Here is a 22,986-nt window from a genome sequence, read left to right as displayed (position 1 = left end):
TACGCTTTTCAACCAATAGTAGGCGCTTCAGCAGCAATGGATTATGCAAAAAATTCTAAATGACTTTTCTGTGCCTGCAGTCTTTGCAGGTTTTATTACCTTTTTGGTCGGTATCAGTGTTTCTGCGGTTTTGGTGATTGAAGCCGCACAGACCTTGGGCGCTTCCACTGAACAGATCACCTCCTGGTTTTGGGCGCTCGGCTTAGCCATAGGTTTAAGCGGCTTACTTTTATCGTGGAAATTTAAATACCCAGTAGCGACCTCATGGTCTACCGCAGGGCTGGCTTTAATTTTAGCGACTGGCAGCGGCTACAGCCTGAATGAAGCAATTGGCGCATTTTTAGTTTGCGGCGTATTAACGGCAGCGCTAGGCTTTTTAGGCATTTTCCAAAGAGTTCTGTCTTACATCCCGCAAAGCCTAACCAGCGCCATGCTGGCGGGTGTACTGCTGAAATTCGGCATTTCCTTATTTGCCAGTATGCAAAATGAATGGGCCTTTATTCTTTCATTGCTGGCAGCCTACATTCTGTCTAAACGCTTTTGGCCACGCTACAGCATTGTTATTACCGTGATCGCAGGCATTGCGCTGTGTCCATTATTTTTGAAATTCAGCATGCCGGCCATTCAAATCGCCATGGCAAAACCAGTTTGGGTTTCTCCTGCCTTCAGCAGCTCAGCCATTTTGGGACTGGCCTTGCCTTTATTCGTTATTAATATGGCGTCACAGTATCTGCCGGGCCTCGCAATGATCAAAAGCTACGGCTATCAGCCCAATGTGAATCAGTTGATCGGCTGGACAGGTACGGCGCAGGCCATCTTTTCCCCTTTCGGTAGCTACAGCGTCAACATTGCGGCCATCAGCGCAGCCATCAGCCTGGATGATCAAGTGCATCCTGATCCGGCTAAACGCTACATAGCCGGCATGAGCTGCGGGTTTTTTTATATTGTCATGGGCATCTTCGCGGCGACACTCACCAGCTTTTTAATGTCTTTTCCCGCTGTTTTTATTACAGCGCTGGCAGGCATAGCCCTGCTGGGAACCATCAGCCACAACATTGCCATTGCTTTTCATGAGCCGTCTGAACGTGAAGCCGCGCTGCTTACCTTCTTATTCAGCGCATCAGGCATTCAATTTTTTGGGATTGGCGCCGCATTCTGGGGATTGATTTTCGGCTTTGCCGTACATTACATTTTAAAATTCAAGAAATAAACCGCAGTCAATCCGCAAAGCTTCAAATAAAAAAGCATCGCTAAGCGATGCTTTTTTATTTTACTGTTTTATATAAGTGCGGTGCAGCAGCTCTTGCCGCATGCGCAGCATCTCCTGCGTGCTTTCTGAACAGGCAAAAACGTTCAGCCACACCCCATCCGCAGCATAACGCAATATTTGAAGCTCCTTGCCGCTGTCTGTCTGCTGATGGCGCGCCAAGCGCCCATGCAGCCACTGCAGCCAATTCGTGTTAAAGGCATGATCTGTCAGCATAGTCATGGATATTGCAGACCAGAGCGCACCGATCCCTGAATGGTCATCCTGCAGCGTAAAATAAATATAAGCCCGGGTAAAGCTGCCGATAGCTTCTGGATCATTCTGCATATATGCATCTATGGTTTGATCCAGCCGAAATAAAACTTCATGCACCATCGCATCCAGCAATTTTTGCTTATTGGAAAAATGGTGAAACACCCCGCCTTTGGTTACGCCAGCCAGATCAGCAACCGCCTGAATAGACACACCCGATACCCCCTTTTCAGAGGCCAACTGAATCGCATGTTCCAAAATTTTTTGCCGGATTAATTCAGGCGCCTTTTTACGCTGATGGGCATTTTCCATTAGTGACCTGCTGCATTAGAAAAAAGATTAATAACCATAACCCCAGAGACAATTAAGCCAATGCCAATCAGCGCGGCCGTATCCAGACTTTGGCGGAAAACAAAGTAGCCAATGAGCGCTGTTAATACAATGCCGACACCCGCCCAAATTGCATAGGCAATGCCCAGAGGAATCACTTTAATGACCTGAGACAGCAAATAAAAGGCGATGCAAAATGTAATCACCACCACGATTGAAGGCCCTATTTTGCTAAAGCCTTCGGACTTTACTAAAAATGTTGAGCCTGTAACTTCCGAAATAATTGCCAAAGCCAACATGCCATAAGCCATGTACACAGAATTCATAAACCTTCGACCAAGAAAACATACCATTTGGTAGGTATGTTACGCATTTATAGAATTTATGCAAGCGCATCTTGCTTATCTGCCAATCACGGCGTCAGCTGATTTAAAAATTCAACGGTCCTATCAAACGTTTGCTGACTGGCTTTTTTACTCATCATGAATTGATACTCATGCACCAGCAGTTCTTTCGAGTCCGGATAAAAAGCTTCGGTAACTGGCACTTGATTGGCTTTCAGTGTTTCAACAAAAGGGAGCGATTGCGAGGCGGTTAAAAAGTCTTTATTGCCCCCGCTGATAAATACAGGCGGATAATTCTGATTAACATGCTGGCGCGGAGATATGCTGGATAAAAATTCCGCATCATTTTTACGTTCACCCGTATATGCTTGCACTAAATTATTAATGCCCCATTCCAGCAATCGAATTTCATCTGGCGCCGTCTCTACAAAATGATTTAAATCATAAATGCCGCAATGCAAAATCAAGCCCTGCAGCTGTTTTCTCGTGATTGCTGGCTGAAAATTCTGTGATTGAGCATAGTCTGAATTCGAAACAAAAGCCGCATAATGGCTGGCCATATTGGCGCCTGCTGAATCACCTGCCAAATACAGCTTACTGGCATCAATATGGTATTGAGCAGCATTCATTTGAAGATAAGATAAAGCCTGATTAATTTGATGCAGCTGAGTTGGATAAACCGCATCGGGCGCAAACTGATATTCAACAGCGACAACATTGTAACCCTTTGATGCTAAAAATTTAAAATATCCTCTTGCATGCTCTTTTGAACCGGAAATCCAGCCGCCGCCATGAATCCACACAACGGTTGGACGCGCGCCAATTTCTGCAATATATTCAGGCTGGTATACGTCCATATGCAAATTCGGATTAGCCATATACTGAATATTGTTGTAGACCCGCACATCTTTCGGAGCATGCTTATCAATAAATTTTTTCTGAATATTGGTGGATGCATTAAAAACACTGGCAATGACTTTTGTACCGCTTTGGGTGTTTTGGCATGCCGCTAAATTCAGCATTAAACTGCTGCTAAACAGCGCGATCACGATTTTTGAATGCATCAGCCCATCCTCAAAAATAAATCGATTTTGATATGCTATTTGCCTGAATCTGCTAAAAAATACAAGTTTATATTTTCATGAAAAACTTATTAAAACCAATCGCCGCAGTCAATTTTATTTGACAGTTTTTTGGCATTTCCATCCAAAAATTAATTCTAATTTAATGAATTTACAATCTTTTTCATAATATTAAATTGAACCCAGCCAAACAATATGCTATCAATTAAGCATAAGGTCATAACAATATCTTTGGAGCTTCTCCCATGTCATATAATCAAATTTTAGTGCCAGTTGACGGTTCTCAAATCTCTTTTTCTGCAGTCAAAACAGCAGCTCAAATTGCGAAAGCCTTTAACAGCAAACTGACTTTAATCAGTTTGGTGGCTGAAGACCCATTTACTGATGCAGATTTCTATTATTCTTCGGCCATTATGAAAGAATATTTTGTGCAGGCGCATGAAAATGCAACGAAATCACTTGCAGATGCGCTGGAAATTGCAAAGGCTGAAGACGTAGATGCTGAAACTCAAGTCATTAAAGGCCAAGTATCTGCTGAAGGCATTGCAGAAACTGCATCTGAACTTAAAGCCGATTTAATTGTGATGGGTTCACATGGCCGTAAAGGCTTCCAAAAAATGCTGCTTGGCAGTTTTGCACAAGACGTTCTGCGCAATACCGAATTGCCTGTTCTGATCATTAAGTCTTAATGATCATAGCCCGCCTTTTTGGCGGGCTTTTACTATGCAAAAAATTATCTCTAAAAATTTACCAAAAAACTTAAATCATGAGGAGCAGCGCATGACAACTTATCAACATATTCTTGTCCCTATAGATGAATCTCCAATTTCCTACGCTGCCGTAGAACAAGCTCTGGCTTTAGCAAAATCTTTGAATAGCCAAGTCACGATTATGAGTGTGATTGCGGTAGACCCTTTTGTAGGCGTCGACTTTTACAAAGTCGCTCCAGCGATCACCGACTATTTTATGCAGGCTGAAAAAACGGCCAAAGAGCGCTTAGAAGAAATCAAGCAATCCTTTGTCCGCGATAACATTGAAGTCGATGTCAAACTGATTCATGGAGTTTCTCCATCTGAAGGCATTATTCAAATTGCAGATGAAGTCAGCGCCGATCTCATTATTATGGGTTCACATGGCCGTACAGGCATCAAAAAGATGATGCTGGGAAGTGTCGCGCAAAATGTACTGACTCAATCCCCTATTCCTGTCTTGATTGTCAAAATCTAATGGCTTGAATGCTAAAAATCCCTCTCTGGAGGGATTTTTTATAGTGCAGACATGCTACTCATTGCTACGGATGACAACCGTATTGGCCATTTTGTCATGCCAGCCCTGCTTTCTTTTATCAAAGGCAATCCAAAAAATGCCGATCATAAAAACCATTATCGCGGGGAAATACCCGATATAACGGATAATCGACTGCTTTAGATTAATGTCCTTGCCGCTCTGAGCATCAACAATTTTCATTCTCATCAGAATTTTTCCCGGCGACGCTGACCACAGCAGCCAAACTGCAACCGTATAGGCAAAAGGCAAAACATAATTGATAAAAATATCCATCCACAGCATTTGCGGCTGTTCCGACAGGCCCGTAGCAAAAATACGGTCCCAATCCCCACCGTAAACCAGCCACAGCAAAGGATATGTTGCTGTCAGCACAATGACCGTATCAATCAGTGAAGCGCCGACACGCGACCAAAATCCTGCATATTCAACATCTGAATCCAGCATTTTTTTAATCCTGTTTTTGTTATTTTTCCAATCTACCCGAATTTGCTTAAATACTCGAGCTATTCACAGCGCTGAAAGCAAAAATCCCTCTGCAGAGGGATTTAAACTGCCGTGCAGTTATGATTTGCTGATCGTTTGATGCAAGTTTTGCAGATATACTTCCGCCTCTATGCCATTCGTAAAATGCTTTTCATAGAGTCCTGTATGCTGCGCGCTATTTGGCGTGTATTCCACAGCCACGACAAATGCGCCGTCTTGCGCACTTTTAGAAATTCGAACTGCAATAATATGTTGAGAGTTTAAATAAAAACCATCTTCAACTTTAACTAACATGACTGCCTCAGCTTAATAACATGGACTGCCTGCTGCACACCATGCATCAATCAGCCTATCTGTTAATAATCTAAATAATTAAAAACCGGAGCAATGATTTTACCCCATTTCTGTGATTTATTTAACACTTTTCACATAATTCAGGATTATTTCGTTAGTTGTGATTAACACTTCCGGCACTTAAACCGATTGCTGTAAAGGCTCAGCTTCCGTATGCATGGCCAAATCGAATCATCCGCTGCGGCGGACACTGTCAAATAAAAAAGCCCTTCACCATACAACAGGCTGAAGGGCTTTTTTTGCATAAACAGCTTAGACGTTAAGCATGCTGTTTAAAGTTTCAGAAACGTTTTTAGATTTCACTTGCGGTTTAAGCGCCTCAAGTTCCGCTTTTACTGCGCTGCGCTGCGGTTCTGCCAAGGTATACCAGCGTGACAATGCCTGCAGCAGACGCGATCCGACAATCGGATTTTTTTCGTCTAAATATTTCGCCAAATTAATAAAGTGCTGGACGCCAAAGCTCCAGGTATTCACAGGATTGGCATTTAAACCGCCACTGACTGAACGGATGCGGTTTGGCACACCCAAATCATAGTCTGCATGCGCAGTCAGATATGCTAATGTTGCTGCCGTCGCTTTTGGATGTGCAGCCTGCACCATAAACCATTGGTCCAAAGACAACGCTTCATCTTTAAAGCGGTCGTAAAAGTCTGCCAAAGTCTCTTTTGCCTGCGGCGCATCATTCCACACCAATACGCGCAATGCGCCTAAGCGCTCAGACATATTGCCAGTCAATTGATACTGCTGATGCGCCAGATCAAATGCCTCTGTATCGCCTAGACGCGCCATCATGCTCAGCATGATATTTTTCAGCGCGCGCACGCCCATTGCCTGAGAAAATTCTTTCTGAGTATCCGGATCAAGTTCTAAATAAGCTTCTTTGCAGAATGAACCAAATTCACGCGCCAGCAGTTCCAGCAAGGCATTGCGCTTTTCTTGAATCTCTGCCGGATTGTAGTTTTCATCAATGCGACTGCCCAAATAACCTTCTGAAGGCACATCAAAGATACGCGATGCCAATAATGGATCTTTTTGAATTAAGTCAGGCACGGTATTTTTCATGGCCTGAATATAAATTTCAGCGGCATGGTCATTCAGCAGAATACGGTCCAGCAATGTCTGCGCGGCCTGCCATTGGTTAAAGCCATTGGTTTCATACTGCATGAGGAATGCAAGCTCATCATCTGAATAATTGAAATCCAGATTCACTGGCGCAGAGAAATTGCGCAGCAATGAAACAACCGGTTTCACAGTGACACCGGTAAATTCAATCTCGGCCTGATCTTGATCAAAGAGATATACGCCATCTTTCACGCCATTTTCAAACAGCGCGGCAGCGTTCAGTGTCAGCTGCTCGCCAGTTTCGGCATTAAACAGCGCCAAAGCGACAGGAATTGGCACAGCTTTTAAGTTCGGATATTTCGGATGCGCTTTTAAACTTTGCTTGAAGCTTAAACGGTACGTTTGAGTTGCTGCATCATATTCACCTTGCGCCTCAAGTTTTGGCGTGCCCGGCTGGTTATACCAGATCAGGAAGCTTGCAAGGTTTACGCCTGAGCCTGCTGTTAAAGCAGCCACCCAGTCTTCTACCGTAACCGCCTGACCGTCATGACGCTTAAAGTATTCATCAGTCCCGAGTCTAAATTTTTCTTTGCCCAGCAAAGTAGACATCATGCGGTTAATTTCTGCGCCTTTTTCATAGACTGTTGCTGTATAGAAATTGTTGATTTCGACAAAGTGGTCAGGACGCGGCGGATGTGAAAGCGGGCCTGAATCTTCTGGAAATTGATGCGCTTTCAGCACGGCAACATCATCAATACGCTGTACGGCTGCCGACTGCAAATCTTCTGAGAAAGACTGGTCGCGGAAAACCGTCAGGCCCTCTTTAAGGCACAGCTGGAACCAGTCGCGGCAGGTAATGCGGTTGCCTGTCCAGTTATGGAAGTATTCGTGCGCAATCACAGACTGCACGCGCATGATTGCAGCATCTGTAGTGTATTCTTCATCAGCCAGTACGCAGGAAGTATTAAAAATGTTCAGGCCTTTATTTTCCATTGCGCCCATATTGAATGCACTGGTCGCCACAATCATATAATTGTCTAGATCATAAGCGCGGCCATAGTGCTCTTCATCCCATTGCATCGAGTGCTTCAAAGCATCCATTGCAATGCGGCATTTTGGAATATCTTTTTCTTCGGCATAAATTTCTAAAGCAACATTGCGGCCTTCCGAAGTCACATAGTGATCTTTCATCACGGCCAAATCGCCGATTACGCAGGCAAATAAATAGCTGGGTTTCTTTGTTGGATCTTGCCAAACTGTATAGTGGCGGCCTTCGCCCGCTTCGCCGGCTTCAATCAGGTTGCCGTTGGCCAAAAGCACAGGGAATTTTTTATCGGCTTCTACACGTGTTGTGAACACAGACAAAACATCTGGGCGGTCAGGATAGAACGTAATTTTACGGAAACCTTCAGGCTCATTTTGCGTGACAAACAAATCACTGCTGGCTTTGTATAAGCCTTCCAGCTGAGTATTGGATTCGGGGTGAATAATGACCTGCGTTTCAATCACGGCCTGATCTGGCGCATTGGCAATCACCAGCTGTTCGGTATCTAAGGAATACTCAGTTTCTGAAAGAACCCTTCCATTGACTGCGATAGACTTCAACTCCAGATCCCGGCCCAGCAGAATCAAATCACCTGCAGCCTGACGCTGCATGGCCAATTTTGCATTTACCTGAGTGCGGTCATCAAAGGCTTGAATATCCAGCTCAATCGAGTCAACCAGAAAAGACGGTTTTTGATAATCTTTTAGATAAACAGTTTGGTCTGCTTCGACCACAGGGTTTGCTGCAATATTCATATAATGTCCTGATCCTTTGCTCAGCCGAGACAGCTATTTCTTATCAAAAATTGTGAATGACTTGATCATACGACAAGTTTTTCAAGCTGTCTGCGCATTTACTTTGTTTTTTATATGGGACTAAAACCGTAATTTTCAATTCACCGGACCAGTTAATTGTTTCTTCTGGCTTATAATTTACCCAAGAACTCATTCGATACATGCCCGCTTTTACGCCGCCACTGCACTATTTTTAAACATTAGGGCATACTATGTATTGTGATTTTCAGACGTCCCATTTTTCCAGCCATCACCTTAAAGCAATATAAATAAAAGCATCGTACTGGCAGATCACAGGCCATTCGAACTTCATCCATTTTTAATCAGCTGAATCAGGCTAAGCCAGCGGATGCTATTAGGCGCACAGTTCCACTGCATCGTCTGCACAGCTGAAAAAATCCAAAGATGCCGCAATTTTCAAGAGTTTTCAGCATTCACACTCAACGAATTCCTATGGCAGCCAAAGCCATTTCCCGGCTTTAATAAAACTCTGCTTGCGCAGTCATATTTTCACATTTTATTAAATTCCTACAAATCTTTCCAAAGCCATACATTTTGTGCACGATTATTGCTTGTATATAAATGTACCAAGTTCACTATAAAACTAATCAGTATAAAAAGAGGTGTAAGATGTATTTAAAAGACCATATCGTCCGCGTTGAAAACATCAAGACCCTGCAAGCGCTTGATGCTGCAAATATCGATCACAAAGTCATCGCAATGTTTATGACATGTGAAGGCATTCCCCTGCAGGCCTTTGAAGTCAGCGCCATCATCAACGGCTATGATGCCTTAGGCTCAAAAAAAGTCACGAGTAAAAAGGCGCGAGCTTTAATCAATGCAAAGCTTATCGGACAGGAGGACGAATCTTTACCATGCCCAGCCGCATACTGAGCTTTTAACTAGCCGCCTTTACACATAGCGGCTAGCCTGCTGTACAGAAGTTGCCCTCATTCAACCCACCCAAGAGCTGATGCATTCAGCTCTTTTTTATGCGGCATCACTTCTCAGAGATGAATCAGCCCGCTGAAATAGATTTGCTGTGTATAATAAAATGCTATCCCGTTAAAAGATGCTGCGCATATGCTTCAAATTCTCCAAAAGAAATTAGATGAAAGTACACAGTGCCCTTTGTGCCGCGCATCTATGTATTGGGTGGAAGCAGAACAGTTTGACCAAGAGCTGAACTACCATGAATGCAGCTATTGCGAACACAAGGTCTATCAGGATAAAACGCTGAATTGCCATTGCGCCGCCTGCCAAAGCAACCGTAAAAAACTGATCAAAGAAGCGCTGCATCAGGAAAGCTACAAGCAGAAAATCAAGGGCAAAGATAAAGACTTTATAGAATTTGAACTGACGCAATTGAGTTTTATCCAGAAGCTGTTTTTATTATCCATTTTAGATGATCAGGTTTTTGAAAATTCGCGGCATGACGAGTTTATAGATTGGGAAAAAATCAAATATGCCCCGATTTCGCCCAATTATCTGTATCAAAAAAGCCTCATGAAGCGCATGATTGATCAGCATGTATTGACACTGAAAGATGATGCCTCTGAATCTGGCCAATATTATATTAATGTGCGTTTAGACGGCTACTCTGAACCCAGCTTATACAGCATCACGCACCGTTTGCGCTTATGGTTTTATGAAAATTTATCGCAAGGGATTCCTTTCAAAAGTTCAGATGAAGTTAAAGATGCCATCTATGAAGTGCTGTATGAAAAAATTGTGCAGTTCATTCAGTTTTACTGCAAACTTTGGCAAGTGCAAATTTCTGGCAATAACAGCTTAAGAACATTGTGCTACCGCTTGCTGGACAGGCTTGCCGTCGGTCAAGTTTTTTATTTAATGCAAACAGCGCTGGATTACCTGCATCAGCAAAAACTGCTGCAGCCGCGCAATGAAAAGTTCATCAACACCAATTTATTAAAGAAGACAGTCCAGCAATACCGCGAACGCAGCTTGGAAGAAAAATGGGTGACATCGACCCTGCCTCATCCGCCGCAGCTGCAGATGTCCAAAATGGCTGAAGTTTTATTCTTCCGCTTTTTAAACTGCGATGAATCTGTATTTGTGCAGCCGATTTGGAAAATTTGGGAAAAAGTTGAGCCGCGCCTTAAATTTTATGCATTAAAACGCTGCATGCATTGCGGATCAGATGAATTAGACGTGGATTATGATGCAGATAATCATGTAACGCTGTTTTGCCGCAGCTGCAAGCATCAAGACCATTATTTTACCCTCTAACTGCCGCGCTTTTGCGCAAAACTGACGATTTAGATATTTCATCTTTCAGCCGTGAAAGGGAGAACGCCAAATGAACCGATCTGAACAGCTGAACAGCACCATTCTCGCAACAGCGCACAGCAGCCTTCTGAACTTAACGGCTCCCCTGCTGCAGCAAGTCATTGATGCATGGACTGAACTGAAAACACAGCAGCCCTTAGTGCATATTATGACCAATGGCGTCGCTAATAATTATGTCGCCAATGTCTTATTAGCTGCTGGCGCATCACCCGCAATGATCGACAACCCTTTTGAAGCCGAAAGTTTTGCCAGCATTGCCAGCGCGATTAATCTCAACTTGGGCACGCCCACCTCAGAGCAAATGCAGGCTATGCAAATTGCAGCGAAAACTGCGCAAAGCCTCGGGAAAATTTGGGTGCTTGACCCTGTAGGCTACGGCCCTGTCTTAAGATGGCGTTCAGATATGGTCGATAATTTACTGCAGTACCAGCCTTCAGTCATACGCGGTAATGCATCAGAAATTGGCGCGCTGGCAGGCAATCATATTCAGTCTAAAGGCGTAGACAGCACCATCAGTAGTGAATCAATTTATTTGCAGGCGCAGCCTTTATTTGAACATGCCGAATGTATTGCTATTTCTGGCGAAGCCGATTTTATTTTGTCTAAAGAATTGAATGCCGTGATTCAAATCAATGGCGGCTCCTATCTGCAGCCTAAAATCACCGCTTCCGGCTGCGCCTTAGGCGCCTTAACAGCAGCCTATTGCGCAGTGAGCAACACCATTACTGCAGGCGCCATGGCTGCCCATATTCACTTTGCCATTGCAGGCCAAAAAGCATATGAACGCGCCAACACTGTCGGCAGTTTCAATGTGGCCTTTTTAGATGAAATTTATGCCTTGGATGAGGAAGATTTAGTGCAATACAGTGATTTCAACATATTGCCCTTAGCAGGCTGACTCACTTGACTTTACGGTCGGCAGCCAAATTGAAAATGGTTTCGCAAATCGTGCTGAAGTCTAAACGGCAAACACACATCAGCCCCTTGCCATCAAAATAATCAGGCACATGCTGCAAAAAAAACTGATTATGGGAATTTGCACGGTTGCGCAGCCGAACCAATTGTTCAGGCGTGACTTTAGGCATATTGCAAGGATGAACAATAATGTTCTCACCTCGAACCTCTGCCCCGGAATGGCGGCTTTGCATCAAATTCAATATATCGGCATGCGCTTTGGGCATTTTCCGGCCCGCGCGCGGAAAGAAATTAACTGAACGCGATGTAAATAAGGTGTAGATTTTTGGCTGCATAAGCGTCGTCACAAACCACAAGGGCATGAATGGATTGCGCATACGGTAATTCAGCGCAACGCGTATAGCTGAATTCAAACTGCGGCTGCGGCCTCGGTATTCAGTTAAAAAGCCCGCTCTTGAACTGATAATGAAAATGGCTTGCCCATTCAGTTCCAGTTTTAAAATGGAAATAATATTCTGCCCCACCAGTTTTCCGCGATGAAAATACTGCACAATTGGAATAGAGACTGCAGTTGAATCGTAGAGACAGCTGTATAGCTGTTCAAGGGTGGAGGTTGGAAATATGAGCTGCTCTAATGCCCAAATTTTCTGAAATTGAAGATGCTGTTCTTCTTGTGCCAATTGAACGAAATCAATCACACTTTCTTTAATTTTCATTAGAGAAATTCCAAATTATTATTTTATTCATTATCCGCAATGCATCAGCACAGCATTTTATTTCATCTAGCGGCTTTATTCCGCACGCTTACGCCAAGAAGATGAGCACCTGAAATGCGCGCGGCAACTCAACCCAATTTTATAATTAAATGCATATATTCAGATTGATGCAAACTTTATACTCGAATCTGCATCAAAAAGTAAACGGCCGCCTTTGAATAAAATTCAATTTTCAGGTCAATGCAATTTAGCCATTAGAATACCAGCCTATTCTTGAATAAGCTGGCATCTGCAAATTCATACGCGCGAAAAGGCGTATTTAAGTATTAAGCTTGGATATGCACCGATTTAATCCGGTTGCCTTCCATTTCGGTCACTTTGAATTGAATGCCTTGATAATTCAGCACAGTACCAAGTTCGACATGGCCCTGCATCTTATCTAAAATCAAGCCAGATACGCTTATATAGCCAGCATCATCTTCGACTAAATCCAGCATGCCCAGTTCCAATTCCAGCTGGTATAGATCCAGCATCCCGGAGGCTTTCCATTCCTTCTCGCCCAGCTTGACCAAATCCAGCTGTTCATCTGCATCAGGAAACTCGCCTGCAATTGCCTCAAAAACATCCAGCGGTGAAATCAAGCCCTGAACATTGCCAAATTCATCAGAGACCATGACCAAAGAACCCTTCGACGTGCGCAGTGTATTAATTGCATCAATCACTTTCATCTTTTCGAAGATATAAATTGGACGGTGCTTTTTGATCAAGTTTTTCAGCTCATCTTCATCATCTAAAACATCCAGCAGCTCTTTAGCGCGGACAATGCTGATGACTTTGTCCAAACTGCCGCGGCACACTGGAAATAAGCTATGCGGCACTGAAAGCACCTGTTCACGGATTTTCTCTGGCGAATCATTCAGATCGACCCAAGAAATCTGACTGCGCGGGGTCATAATTGACGCCACTGAACGCTCTGCTAAGGTTAAAACACCGCCAATCATATAGCGCTCTTCTGCGGCAAAAGCTTCTTGAGCCTGCTGATGCTCAGGATTGTCTGCGGTTTCAATTTTACCGCCCATCAGCTTTAAAATACTGTCGGCAGTACGGTGACGCAGCGGAATTTTTGACTCATGCTTTGCCACATTACGCTGGGTAAATTGATTAAAGGCTTCAATTACAATGGCCACGCCAATACCTGAGTAAATATAGCCTTTTGGAATATGGAACCCAAAACCTTCCGCAATGAGGCTGATCCCGATTAAAAGCAGGAAACTCAGACACAGAATAACGACAGTTGGATGACGGTTGACAAAACTTGTCAGCGGTTTTGAGGCAAGCAGCATCACGGCCATAGCGACAATCATCGCAGCCATCATCACATAAATATTATCCACCATACCAATGGCGGTAATGACCGAATCTAGAGAAAATACCGCATCCAAAACCACAATTTGCGCAACGACTGCTGTAAAGCCAGCATATACAACGTTTGTCGCAACTTTAAGCTCAGGCTTTCCTTCTATTTTTTCATGCAATTCAGTGACAGCTTTATAGACCAAGAATAAGCCGCCGAATAGTAAAATGAGGTCTCGGCCTGAGAATGTCCAATCAAAGACAGTAATAAGCGGTTTTGTCAATGTGACTAACCAAGAGATAGCAAATAATAAGCCCAATCGCATAAAGAGCGCAAGGGAAAGACCAACAACACGCGCCTTATCGCGCTGCTCTGGCGGGAGTTTTTCAGCCAAAATTGCAATAAATACCAGATTATCGATACCTAAAACAATTTCAAGGATAATTAAAGTAATTAAGCCGACCCATAAACCTGGGTCCATTAAGAATTCCATTAAAAAACATCTCCAAAACAGTGCATTGAACAACTTTTTTGAAGAAAAACAGATAGACCTACGCTCGGCGAGGGATCCATAAAAAAAACCTTTTCAACTAAAGATACTTCATTATGCACAAACTTTGATTTTTGTATCGTTTTTTTGTGTTTTTTCCTCAACGCCTTCCTTTATTTTTAGATCTGTGCCTAGAGGCGCTTATTCCAATTATCTCAGAATCTGCAGCTTGCAAGGTTTTTTTGATTTCATCATAAAATTAGAGGAAGATTCTCAGATAAAACAGATTAATAGAGACCGTCATGATCAATGATTCACAGCAGTTTTGATTTATTTAAAATATTACAAAAGGAAATCCCAATGATAGATTTTCTTTCTTTGATTATATTTGATAAAAATCTATTGATATTGCACCATTATTTTTCATAAAATGTCGACTCGTTAAAATAAAATTACAAGAAAATTGGGGACTTTAAATGACGAAAAAATATGCAAAATTCTTACCATCCGGTGACGACTTTAACTTAGAAGACTTTCCATATTATTGGGTCACGCAAGTGCATGCTCAATACGTATTAAATGTCGATCACGCGTTGAAGAAATACGGTGTAGACAACTCAAGACGGCGCATATTGCTTGCGCTGAAATCCAAACCAAATGCAAGTGTTTCAGATCTTTCTGAAATGGTGGTATCCAAAATGTCGACTACGACAAAAATTGTCTACCGCCTCAAAGATGAAGGTTTCGTCAACACCTACTCTTGTGAAGACGATGCGCGCATTACTCGTGTGGTGCTGACTGAAAAGGGCCACCTCATGACGCAAAAAATTAACGACTTAATGAATATTGTGCTGGAACAGTCTTTTGAAGGCCTGACACCGCTTCAAATTGAAAAAATGATTGAAAGTTTAAAACACATTTTTAAAAATCTTTCACGTTAATATACAGTCGATATATCAATCGAAAAAATTCAGTTGGGGGCTGATTTTTTCGATTTTTATTTTAGGCGCAAAAGAACACTCAAATTCTTCTACGGGAAACCCGTCTACAAAACTCTGAATATTGGATGATTTCCAGCTGAGCCACTGCTCCAGCCGGTCATGCGGAATCACGATAACTGAACGTTTTACATTACCCGGCTCATGAAACTCTTTCATCATGGCATGGCCTATAGCGTCCATCGTAATCATCGTTGCCGATCGAATAATATCTTCGCCCTTTTGGCAAATTTCATATAGCGCCGCAATATAGAAGGCTTTACCGTCTTTACGCCGGACACTCCAGCGCTGAGGTTTATTATCAATATATTTTGATTCATAAAATTCGGAAACTGGGATGACACCGAATTTACACTTCTGAATCGAATTTTGAAATGTCGGCTTTTGCATCAATGTTTCATTGCGCGCATTATAAGTCTTCAGTGCAATCGACAGATCATCGGCCCATTTAGGAATCATGCCAAAGCATACTTTGCGCCACTCGAGCCCTTGCTGGGATCTAAACAGCAAAGGCATTTCATAATTCGGGTAGACTTCATCTGAATATTCAAACGGAATTTCGGTTAGTCCTAACGCTTCAAGCTGCGCCAATGTCAGCGGTTTGAAATTTGCACACATGATGAAAATAATTGATTTGGGGATTTGCATTATAAGACGGATATTAGGATTCCGTATCTGGCGGACTTCAAGCCACTACAATATCCTGCTCAATTTTAAACTTCAAAAGCCCACCTTGTTAAACGGCCGAGCTTAGCATTGCATACACCGCCACGGCAATGTCATTCTTTTGGGTGCAATCGCTTCAGTGCATACAGTCTATTCTTTTAAGGGCAGTCAAATGGCCCCAAAACCATTCTTCATAAACCTCTATAAAACAGACTTAACTTTTTACCGCCGCCTGCGGGCAGTTTATTTTCTTAACGGCTGCACAGATACGCCAATACACCAAAAAAGAAGAAAAAATATCAACCGCCATACTGATGAGTGTTTTGATATGTGCAAATTGCGCTTTATCAAAATCAGCTTCAAACCGGTTAAAAATAGATAAAATGAGTGAATATAGAACAATGACAAATGCTGTGGTTTTCAGCATGATCGGTAAATAAAGGGCAATAATGCGGTTTAAAAAAGCATGCCCCTGCGCACCGCCATTGGCTTTAAATATGGCATTGGTCCAGCTGATCAATAGGCCTAAATTAATCAAGAAAAGTGCAAAACTGATTTTCAGCTCTTCCGGTTCAATTTGACTGGAAGCAAAAATGCCCAATAGCACAATAATACTGCTGGCCAAATAATAATTTTTAAACTCGTTTTGACTCACTCTATTTTGCTTTAAATCTTCAATCAGCTTATCTGTGCGCCAAAAATACATGCTTTACTCCATTTGTATATTTCCATCATATATAAAAAAAGCCTCCGAAGAGGCTTTTTTGATTAGACAAGGTGAAGATTAATCACCGGTATAACCTTTTAACTTTAAACGCGCTGCATGAAGCAATGGCTCTGTGTAGCCCGATGGCTGTTCGCCGCCTTTAAACACTAGATCATACGCCGCTTGGTATGCATAACCGTTGAATGCTGGCGCCATAGGTGTGTAAAGCGGATCGTTTGCATTTTGCTCATCCACAATTTTCGCCATACGCTGCATCACTTCTTCAACTTGCGCTGCAGATACGATGCCATGACGCAGCCAGTTTGCAACGTGCTGAGATGAAATACGCAATGTTGCACGGTCTTCCATTAAGCCGACGTTATTGATGTCTGGCACTTTAGAACAGCCCACACCCAAGTCAACCCAGCGTACGACATAACCCAAGATCCCTTGAAGGTTATTTTCCAGCTCTTTAGTTTTCTCTTCTTCAGTCCAGTTTGTATCGGTTGCTAAAGGAGGAGTTAACAAGTCATCTAGCGGCAATGCTTCCGTTTTCAACAGCTCTTGCTGACGAGCCGATACATTGCACTGATGGTAGTGAATCGCGTGAATGACTGCGCCAGATGGAGATGGAACCCATGCACAGCTTGCGCCCGCTTCTGGATGCTCAATCTTGGTTTTGTACATGTCTAAAAGCATATCCGGTTTAGGCCACATGCCTTTACCAATCTGCGCTTTACCGCGAAGGCCTGTTTGAAGGCCAATCATCACGTTGCGGTTTTCATAAGCTGGGAACCAGATCTGTGCTTTCACTTCGCCTTTGCGAACGAATGGACCTGCTTCCATAAAGGTATGGATTTCATCACCAGTACGGTCCATGAAGCCCGTGTTGATGAAAATAGTACGGTCTTTCGCTTGAGCGATACAGTTTTTCAAGTTTACAGATGTACGGCGTTCTTCGTCCATGATCCCGATTTTTAAAGTTTTTGCAGGCAGACCTAGCGCTTGTTCTGAACGCTCAAACAATTCAACTGCAAATGCAACTTCTTCTGGGCCATGCATTTTTGGTTTCACGATATACATAGAACCTTTACGTGAGTTCTTGTTTTCGTTTTCACCTTTAATGTCTGCAAAAGTCAGCAATGGCGTAACCAATGCATCCATGATGCCTTCGTAGATTTCAGCGCCATCTACCAGGATCGCAGGGTTGGTCATCAAATGACCCACGTTGCGCAGCAGCATCAATGAGCGGCCATGAAGTTTCGTTTCACCGCCAATCAAGTTTTTGTGCGTACGGTCTTTATTCAAAGTACGCGTCACAGTTTTGCCGTTTTTCTCGATAGATTCTGAAAGTGTGCCTTTCATCAAACCTAACCAGTTGCGGTAGCCTTCCACTTTTTCTTCAGCATCAACTGCTGCAATCGAATCTTCTAAATCCTGAATCGTGGTAAGCGCTGCTTCAAGAACAAGGTCTTTTACACCCGCCGCATCAGTTTTACCGATAGGGCTAGTCGCATCAACTTCAATGATCACGTGGAGACCATTGTTAAGAAGTACAATTTCAACAGGTGCAGATTCTTCACCATTGAAACCAACGAACTGCGCTTCTTTCGCTAAAGTGGTTGTTGAACCGTCTTTCAGCGTTACCGCAAGTTTCTTGCCTTCTACCGCATATTTTGTCGCATCAGCATGTGAACCGCTTGCCAATGGGAAGGTTTCATTTAAGAAATTCTTAGCAAATGCAATTACTTTTTCGCCGCGGACAGGGTTATAGCCCTTGCCTTTTTCTGCGCCGCCTTCTTCTGAAATGACGTCAAAGCCGTAAAGCGCGTCATATAAAGAGCCCCAGCGCGCGTTTGCAGCATTTAAGCAGTAACGAGCATTACGCACAGGCACCACCAATTGTGAACCAGCCAGCAATGCGATCTCTTCGTCGACATTTTCTGTGCTGATTTGAAAATCTTCTACTTCTGGTAATAAGTAGCCAATTTCAGCAAGGAAAGCTTTGTAAGCTTCGAGTTCAAATTTGTTGTTGCGGTGCCATTCATCAATTTTTGCTTGAATGTCGTCACGCTTAGCCAATAGTGCTTTGTTCTTTGGGCTAAGATCGACAACGACTTGTTCAAAGTTTTTCCAGTAAGTTTCACTGTCCAAACCTGAACCTGGAAGTGCTTCATTTTCGATGAAATCGTAAAGTTCTTTAGCAATCGCTAACTTGCCTTTTTGAATACGTGCAGTCATTGTCTTTCCTGATATTGCTACTTTTTATAACAAGAGATTCCAGTATACCTATTTATACTTAGCTGAATAGCACTATCACATTACTAAATAACGATCATTTTTTATTAAGCAAATACCCTCATGACTTGACAAAATAACGATCAGAAATGCAACATCATCATCAGCTTGAATGCTCTTTTATAGTGTATAAAGTTTTTGAAATGCCGAAATTAGACTTAAGTGCAGAATTTTGTTTTAAAACCGAACAAAATTGGCTTTTTCAGTCACTCGAATGCTTGATTAAGCCATGAAAAACACCAAATGTCGATAAAATCGCCAGTCATATTTGCATAAAAAAAGCGCCAGTTCTTGGCGCTCCTTGCTGTGCTTCATCAGCCATTATTCTGCATTTTCCGGTGCATTAATTTGACGATGCGCAGAATTCAAATAGTCATCGGATTGCATTTCCAATAAGCGTGAACGCGTGCGTTCAATTTCAAAGGCCAGTTTTTCACCTTGATAAAGGTCAATAATTGAATCCTCCGAAGTTAAAAGAAGCTTTACGCCGCGGTCATAAAACTCATCAACCAAATAAATAAAACGGCGTGTGCCTTCAGAGAGGTAATCCGTCATGTGCGGCACATTGCTGACCAATACCGTATTATAAATATTGGCGATTTCGATAAAGTCCGCAGGGCTGCGCGGCTTTAAGCACAGTTCAGAATATTCACACCACAGCACATCTTCTGTATGGCCAATGGTTTCGACTATCCGTTTATTAATGATAATCGGTTCCTGAGACACGGTTTGAGTTTGCGTCAAAGCGCCGAAACGCTGCGCCATCCACAATTTATTTTCATGCGTTAAAGGGCTTTTAAACAGCTGTGCCTGTTTCAATACGCGCAAGCGGTAGTCTACGCCTGCATCCACATTCAGGACGACACAGTTCTTTTTCACCATTTCAATAGTGGGAATAAAACGGTCCCGATGAATGCCATTCTTATATAAGCCGTCTGGCGCAATGTTTGAGGTGGCGACCAAAGTCACACCGCGGGCAAACAATTTTTGAAACAAGTCACTCAGAATCATGGCATCGGTGACATTTGAAACAAAGAATTCATCAAAGCAAATGACAACCGCTTCTTTATAAATTTGATCTGCAACCAACTCTAAAGGATTGCGCTGCCCCGAAAGCTTATTCAGCTCACGGTGCACATGCTGCATAAAATGATGAAAATGCATGCGGGTCTTACGGCGGAACGGCACAGATTCATAAAACTGATCCATCAGCCATGTTTTACCGCGGCCGACACCACCCCACATATAAACGCCATGCGGTGATGTTTGGCGGCGGAAACGGCGGAAGGCCTTTTTTGAAGCTTTAAAACGCTGAATCAGCTCTTGCCATACGCGGTCCAGTTCATGCACCGCAACAGCCTGAGCCTCATCTGGCAAAAATTGGCCAGATGCCAGCGCTTGCGCATAACGCTCTGCGGGAGAAATTGGAGTAAAAGCCGTACTGTGGTGAGTTTGTAATTCAGACATATCATTAAATACTATTTGGGGCTATATAAAATTATAGCGAAGATTGAACCGTAATATATAACACTTTGGCATTAATAAACTTAGGCTATTTTGTATATTGACGCGGGCTTTGCCCGAACCAGCGCTTAAACGCATGATTAAATGCTGCAGGCTCTGAATAGCCTAATAATTCTGCAATCATCTCAATTGAATACTCCTTGTATTCCATCAGCCGCAAAGCTTTGTCCTTAATGATATCTTCGCGGATTTGCTTATAGCTGGTATTCAGCTGCTGCAATTGATGCCTCAATGTCCGCTCAGGCAAATTCAGCGCTTGCGCGGTTTCCGCCATGCTGGGCATAGCTCCGGTCTGCAGCTCTAAATAATCCTGTACACGCTGAATCAATGACGGCGCCTGCTCATCGGCCATTAAACGCTCCAATTCTGCGATGCATTTTGCTTCATACAATCGGAAGGTAATCGGATCAGCTGACGGAATTTTCACATCAAATACCGATTCATCAAACCAAAAACTGGCATATGGCGCGCCAAACCTGACCTGCGGACCATAGTAATCATGATAAATCGCCAACTGCTGCGGATCTTGCGGCTGCTTAAATGGCAAATCAATCAGCACCTGCGGAGACGCCAGCCCCATCATTTTGTATAAATCACGGATAAATTTATAAGTGCCCGATATTTCACATTGCGCCAGCAGCAGGCCCAATTCCGTATGGATATTTTGCGGCCGGTAGCATAGCGCTATTTTATGATCAGCAATGTCCAGCGCCAAACGCCCGGTCAAATGCGTGAGCTGCTGAAACCGAATGCCTTGATCCAGCACGGTGCGTAACGTTGGGCTTGTGACCAAAAGCATCAATAACGGCCCATAACCCGCCAGCGTATAATGCTGTCCAATAAATAAGCCCTGTTCCGGCGCAACATCCTGTCCTATGACTTTCAGCACATCCCATTCCAGACTTGGATGAATGACCGATGTTGCATCCAGCGCATCAATGCGCAGGCCAATCGTTTGCAGTTTTGCATCCACATCTATCCCCGCTTTGCGCATGCCCTGCACCAAGTACATCAAGCTGAGAATAGATCGCTTCATTGCAGTATTAATCCATAAAAGTTCTTTCTTTTGTACTATAAATATTCAGCTTTGAAAATTGCCGTTTTGATCAATTTAACTGTCAGCCCAATCATAGTGTCAGCATATCTATTTCATTTATGCTGTGCATCATAAGGAATAAAAAGAGCTATTTATATGGAAAATACGGAAAATCACAAGATTAGCAAAGCACAAATCGCGATTATTGGCGGCGGCTTTGGCGGCATTGCAATGGCTATACGCTTGCTGCAAAACGGCATTCAAGATTTCATCATTCTGGAAAAAGCCAGTGACTTTGGTGGCACTTGGCGTGAAAACCGCTACCCGGGCGCAGCCTGTGATGTACAGTCGCATATGTATTCGCTCTCCTTTGCACCAAAAACAGACTGGACGAAACGCTATGCCGAAGCGCCTGAAATCTTTGATTATATTCAAGGATTAATTGCCAGATTTAAACTTGCACAGTATGCACGCTTGCAATGCGAAGTTCTTTCAGCCGTATATCTTGAAGATGAGTGTCAATGGCAGCTGACTCTAAATGATCAAAGCACACTGATTGCACAATATGTCATTTTTGCCTCTGGCCCGCTGCATGTTCCGCAAATTCCGCATATTGCTGGTATCGAGAAATTCAAAGGTAAAGTTTTTCATTCATCACAGTGGGATCATGGCTACAGCTTGCACGGAAAAACGGTGGCCTCAATCGGCACTGGCGGCAGCGCAATTCAATATATTCCTGAAATTGCGCCGCAAACGGAACGGCTTTATGTTTTTCAGCGCACTGCCGCATGGGTAATTCCCCGAGATGAGCGCCTGTACAAAGGTCTAGAAAAAAAGCTTTTTGCAAAATTCGACTGGTTCAGAAAATTGCACCGTGCACGCTTATATTGGTCAAACGAATCACGGGTGGTACCGATTGTAAAACCTCTGACCATGAAATATGCGCAGAAGCTAGCTGAAGTTTTTATCCGCTACCAAGTTAAAGACAAAACCATTGCTAAAAAACTCACCCCTGACTACATTATGGGCTGCAAGCGGATTTTAGTTTCTAATAAATATTTTCCTGCATTCAACCGAAAAAATGTTGAGCTGATCACAGACGGCATTCAAGAGTTGACTGCCGACAGCATCATCACGCAGGATGGAAAAATTCGTAAAATTGACTGCCTCATATATGGGACAGGCTTTATTACCGACCCCCGCATTTACCTCAAGTCATTCAGCTGTACGGGTTTAAATGGCATAGAATTAAAAGATGCATGGAAAGATGGCGCAGAAAGTTTTTATGGCATCAGCACCAAAGGCTTTCCAAACCTTTTCCAGCTGCTGGGGCCAAATACCGTTTTAGCTCACAACTCTGTGGTTTTTATGATTGAATCGCAAGTTGAATATATTCTGCAAATGATGGATCTTGTAGCTAAGACACACAGCCAAGCAATTGCAGTGAAAGGTCACGTGCAGGATCAGTTTAATCAGCATGTGCAAACCATGATGGGCGGTACAGTATGGCAATCCGGCTGTGTCAGCTGGTATCAGCAGGATGGCGGGAAAAACTTTGCCTTGTGGCCAACCTATACATGGAAATATTGGCTCAATACCAAAAAAATGAATCCCGCAGATTATCTTCTGCTCACAAAATCTAAGGGAACACGTGCAGCATAAATATTTAATGG

Annotated in this window: 20 protein-coding genes and 1 pseudogene; 8 read left to right on the top strand and 13 right to left on the bottom strand. The window is 43.2% G+C overall.

Translation table 11 applies throughout. The annotated features are described in order from the left end of the window. Positions 1-37 precede the first annotated feature (37 nt). Positions 38-1,210 (top strand): annotated as a pseudogene (locus OKC24_RS08935) (benzoate/H(+) symporter BenE family transporter); the annotation flags it as partial. A gap of 60 nt (positions 1,211-1,270) precedes the next feature. Here OKC24_RS08935 and OKC24_RS08930 read toward each other — a convergent pair. From OKC24_RS08930 to OKC24_RS08920, 3 genes are read right to left on the bottom strand one after another with little or no spacing between them, the layout of a single operon-like run. Continuing rightward, positions 1,271-1,831: a TetR/AcrR family transcriptional regulator gene (locus tag OKC24_RS08930; RefSeq protein WP_131277638.1), complete on the bottom strand. Its 561-nt coding sequence runs from the start codon at positions 1,829-1,831 to the stop codon at positions 1,271-1,273. Beyond that, positions 1,831-2,202 (bottom strand): DMT family transporter, encoded by a 372-nt coding sequence (locus OKC24_RS08925; RefSeq protein ID WP_353682827.1) that lies wholly within the window; start codon positions 2,200-2,202, stop codon positions 1,831-1,833. Before OKC24_RS08925 ends, OKC24_RS08930 begins: the two co-directional genes overlap by 1 nt. A gap of 59 nt (positions 2,203-2,261) precedes the next feature. Next, complete coding sequence (locus OKC24_RS08920; RefSeq protein WP_131277642.1) at positions 2,262-3,257, bottom strand: alpha/beta hydrolase; 996 nt, start codon at positions 3,255-3,257, stop codon at positions 2,262-2,264. Between the two features lie 263 nt (positions 3,258-3,520). Between OKC24_RS08920 and OKC24_RS08915 the strand changes: the two genes are divergently transcribed. Further along, positions 3,521-3,964, top strand: coding sequence for a universal stress protein (locus tag OKC24_RS08915; protein ID WP_130145992.1), 444 nt, complete (start codon positions 3,521-3,523; stop codon positions 3,962-3,964). A 91-nt stretch (positions 3,965-4,055) separates the two neighbouring features. Continuing rightward, the gene (locus OKC24_RS08910; RefSeq protein WP_005009096.1) at positions 4,056-4,502 is read left to right on the top strand and encodes a universal stress protein; all 447 of its coding nucleotides are present in this window, start codon (positions 4,056-4,058) and stop codon (positions 4,500-4,502) included. A gap of 54 nt (positions 4,503-4,556) precedes the next feature. On the opposite strand, the gene OKC24_RS08905 is transcribed toward OKC24_RS08910, so the two are convergent. From OKC24_RS08905 to pepN, 3 genes are all read right to left on the bottom strand, one after another. Continuing rightward, complete coding sequence (locus OKC24_RS08905; RefSeq protein ID WP_131277644.1) at positions 4,557-5,006, bottom strand: RDD family protein; 450 nt, start codon at positions 5,004-5,006, stop codon at positions 4,557-4,559. Positions 5,007-5,123: 117 nt separating this feature from the next. Continuing rightward, positions 5,124-5,339: a hypothetical protein gene (locus OKC24_RS08900; RefSeq protein ID WP_130145988.1), complete on the bottom strand. Its 216-nt coding sequence runs from the start codon at positions 5,337-5,339 to the stop codon at positions 5,124-5,126. Between the two features lie 312 nt (positions 5,340-5,651). After that, a complete protein-coding gene (gene pepN, locus OKC24_RS08895) occupies positions 5,652-8,261 on the bottom strand; it encodes an aminopeptidase N (protein ID WP_131277646.1) in 2,610 nt (869 codons plus the stop codon). Positions 8,262-8,930: 669 nt separating this feature from the next. Here pepN and OKC24_RS08890 point away from each other — a divergent pair. From OKC24_RS08890 to thiM, 3 genes are all read left to right on the top strand, one after another. Next, positions 8,931-9,194 carry a hypothetical protein gene (locus OKC24_RS08890; protein ID WP_131277648.1) on the top strand — a complete coding sequence of 88 codons (264 nt, stop codon included), beginning with the start codon at positions 8,931-8,933 and terminating at the stop codon, positions 9,192-9,194. A 189-nt stretch (positions 9,195-9,383) separates the two neighbouring features. Next, positions 9,384-10,550, top strand: a complete 1,167-nt coding sequence (locus OKC24_RS08885) for a hypothetical protein (RefSeq protein ID WP_131277650.1) — start codon at positions 9,384-9,386, stop codon at positions 10,548-10,550. Positions 10,551-10,620: 70 nt separating this feature from the next. Beyond that, positions 10,621-11,508, top strand: a complete 888-nt coding sequence (thiM, locus tag OKC24_RS08880; protein WP_130145981.1) for a hydroxyethylthiazole kinase — start codon at positions 10,621-10,623, stop codon at positions 11,506-11,508. 1 nt (position 11,509) lies between these two features. On the opposite strand, the gene OKC24_RS08875 is transcribed toward thiM, so the two are convergent. Beyond that, the gene (locus OKC24_RS08875) at positions 11,510-12,241 is read right to left on the bottom strand and encodes a hypothetical protein (RefSeq protein WP_130145979.1); all 732 of its coding nucleotides are present in this window, start codon (positions 12,239-12,241) and stop codon (positions 11,510-11,512) included. Between the two features lie 326 nt (positions 12,242-12,567). After that, positions 12,568-14,088, bottom strand: coding sequence for a TerC family protein (locus tag OKC24_RS08870; RefSeq protein ID WP_131277652.1), 1,521 nt, complete (start codon positions 14,086-14,088; stop codon positions 12,568-12,570). Between the two features lie 473 nt (positions 14,089-14,561). On the opposite strand from OKC24_RS08870, the gene OKC24_RS08865 reads away from it, so the two are divergent. Continuing rightward, complete coding sequence (locus OKC24_RS08865) at positions 14,562-15,026, top strand: MarR family winged helix-turn-helix transcriptional regulator (protein ID WP_130145975.1); 465 nt, start codon at positions 14,562-14,564, stop codon at positions 15,024-15,026. Between the two features lie 15 nt (positions 15,027-15,041). On the opposite strand, the gene OKC24_RS08860 is transcribed toward OKC24_RS08865, so the two are convergent. The 5 genes from OKC24_RS08860 to OKC24_RS08840 form a co-directional block, all read right to left on the bottom strand. Beyond that, positions 15,042-15,701 carry an SOS response-associated peptidase gene (locus OKC24_RS08860; protein WP_131277674.1) on the bottom strand — a complete coding sequence of 220 codons (660 nt, stop codon included), beginning with the start codon at positions 15,699-15,701 and terminating at the stop codon, positions 15,042-15,044. 262 nt (positions 15,702-15,963) lie between these two features. Beyond that, on the bottom strand, positions 15,964-16,455 hold the full coding sequence (locus OKC24_RS08855) for a hypothetical protein (protein WP_131277654.1): 492 nt from the start codon (positions 16,453-16,455) through the stop codon (positions 15,964-15,966). A 78-nt stretch (positions 16,456-16,533) separates the two neighbouring features. Continuing rightward, positions 16,534-18,696, bottom strand: coding sequence for a malate synthase G (locus OKC24_RS08850; protein WP_131277656.1), 2,163 nt, complete (start codon positions 18,694-18,696; stop codon positions 16,534-16,536). A gap of 378 nt (positions 18,697-19,074) precedes the next feature. Beyond that, entirely contained in the window at positions 19,075-20,220 is a 1,146-nt protein-coding gene (gene zapE / locus OKC24_RS08845; RefSeq protein ID WP_005009056.1) for a cell division protein ZapE, read from the bottom strand. Positions 20,221-20,305: 85 nt separating this feature from the next. Beyond that, entirely contained in the window at positions 20,306-21,313 is a 1,008-nt protein-coding gene (locus OKC24_RS08840; protein WP_005009055.1) for a helix-turn-helix domain-containing protein, read from the bottom strand. A gap of 156 nt (positions 21,314-21,469) precedes the next feature. On the opposite strand from OKC24_RS08840, the gene OKC24_RS08835 reads away from it, so the two are divergent. After that, a complete protein-coding gene (locus tag OKC24_RS08835) occupies positions 21,470-22,975 on the top strand; it encodes a flavin-containing monooxygenase (RefSeq protein WP_131277658.1) in 1,506 nt (501 codons plus the stop codon). Positions 22,976-22,986: the final 11 nt, after the last annotated feature.

The sequence above is a fragment of the Acinetobacter entericus genome (genome assembly GCF_026168575.1).
In the GTDB taxonomy this organism is placed as follows: Bacteria; Pseudomonadota; Gammaproteobacteria; order Pseudomonadales; family Moraxellaceae; genus Acinetobacter; species Acinetobacter bouvetii.
This window is presented reverse-complemented; position numbering and strand designations above follow the sequence as displayed.

Bases quoted from the DNA above. Each gene is read 5' to 3' on its own strand.
- OKC24_RS08930 (WP_131277638.1), bottom strand. From the start codon at position 1,831: ATGGAAAATGCCCATCAGCGTAAAAAGGCGCCTGAATTAATCCGGCAA.
- OKC24_RS08925 (WP_353682827.1), bottom strand. From the start codon at position 2,202: ATGGTATGTTTTCTTGGTCGAAGGTTTATGAATTCTGTGTACATGGCT.
- OKC24_RS08920 (WP_131277642.1), bottom strand. From the start codon at position 3,257: ATGCATTCAAAAATCGTGATCGCGCTGTTTAGCAGCAGTTTAATGCTG.
- OKC24_RS08915 (WP_130145992.1), top strand. From the start codon at position 3,521: ATGTCATATAATCAAATTTTAGTGCCAGTTGACGGTTCTCAAATCTCT.
- OKC24_RS08910 (WP_005009096.1), top strand. From the start codon at position 4,056: ATGACAACTTATCAACATATTCTTGTCCCTATAGATGAATCTCCAATT.
- OKC24_RS08905 (WP_131277644.1), bottom strand. From the start codon at position 5,006: ATGCTGGATTCAGATGTTGAATATGCAGGATTTTGGTCGCGTGTCGGC.
- OKC24_RS08900 (WP_130145988.1), bottom strand. From the start codon at position 5,339: ATGTTAGTTAAAGTTGAAGATGGTTTTTATTTAAACTCTCAACATATT.
- pepN (WP_131277646.1), bottom strand. From the start codon at position 8,261: ATGAATATTGCAGCAAACCCTGTGGTCGAAGCAGACCAAACTGTTTAT.
- OKC24_RS08890 (WP_131277648.1), top strand. From the start codon at position 8,931: ATGTATTTAAAAGACCATATCGTCCGCGTTGAAAACATCAAGACCCTG.
- OKC24_RS08885 (WP_131277650.1), top strand. From the start codon at position 9,384: ATGCTTCAAATTCTCCAAAAGAAATTAGATGAAAGTACACAGTGCCCT.
- thiM (WP_130145981.1), top strand. From the start codon at position 10,621: ATGAACCGATCTGAACAGCTGAACAGCACCATTCTCGCAACAGCGCAC.
- OKC24_RS08875 (WP_130145979.1), bottom strand. From the start codon at position 12,241: ATGAAAATTAAAGAAAGTGTGATTGATTTCGTTCAATTGGCACAAGAA.
- OKC24_RS08870 (WP_131277652.1), bottom strand. From the start codon at position 14,088: ATGGAATTCTTAATGGACCCAGGTTTATGGGTCGGCTTAATTACTTTA.
- OKC24_RS08865 (WP_130145975.1), top strand. From the start codon at position 14,562: ATGACGAAAAAATATGCAAAATTCTTACCATCCGGTGACGACTTTAAC.
- OKC24_RS08860 (WP_131277674.1), bottom strand. From the start codon at position 15,701: ATGTGTGCAAATTTCAAACCGCTGACATTGGCGCAGCTTGAAGCGTTA.
- OKC24_RS08855 (WP_131277654.1), bottom strand. From the start codon at position 16,455: ATGTATTTTTGGCGCACAGATAAGCTGATTGAAGATTTAAAGCAAAAT.
- OKC24_RS08850 (WP_131277656.1), bottom strand. From the start codon at position 18,696: ATGACTGCACGTATTCAAAAAGGCAAGTTAGCGATTGCTAAAGAACTT.
- zapE (WP_005009056.1), bottom strand. From the start codon at position 20,220: ATGTCTGAATTACAAACTCACCACAGTACGGCTTTTACTCCAATTTCT.
- OKC24_RS08840 (WP_005009055.1), bottom strand. From the start codon at position 21,313: ATGAAGCGATCTATTCTCAGCTTGATGTACTTGGTGCAGGGCATGCGC.
- OKC24_RS08835 (WP_131277658.1), top strand. From the start codon at position 21,470: ATGGAAAATACGGAAAATCACAAGATTAGCAAAGCACAAATCGCGATT.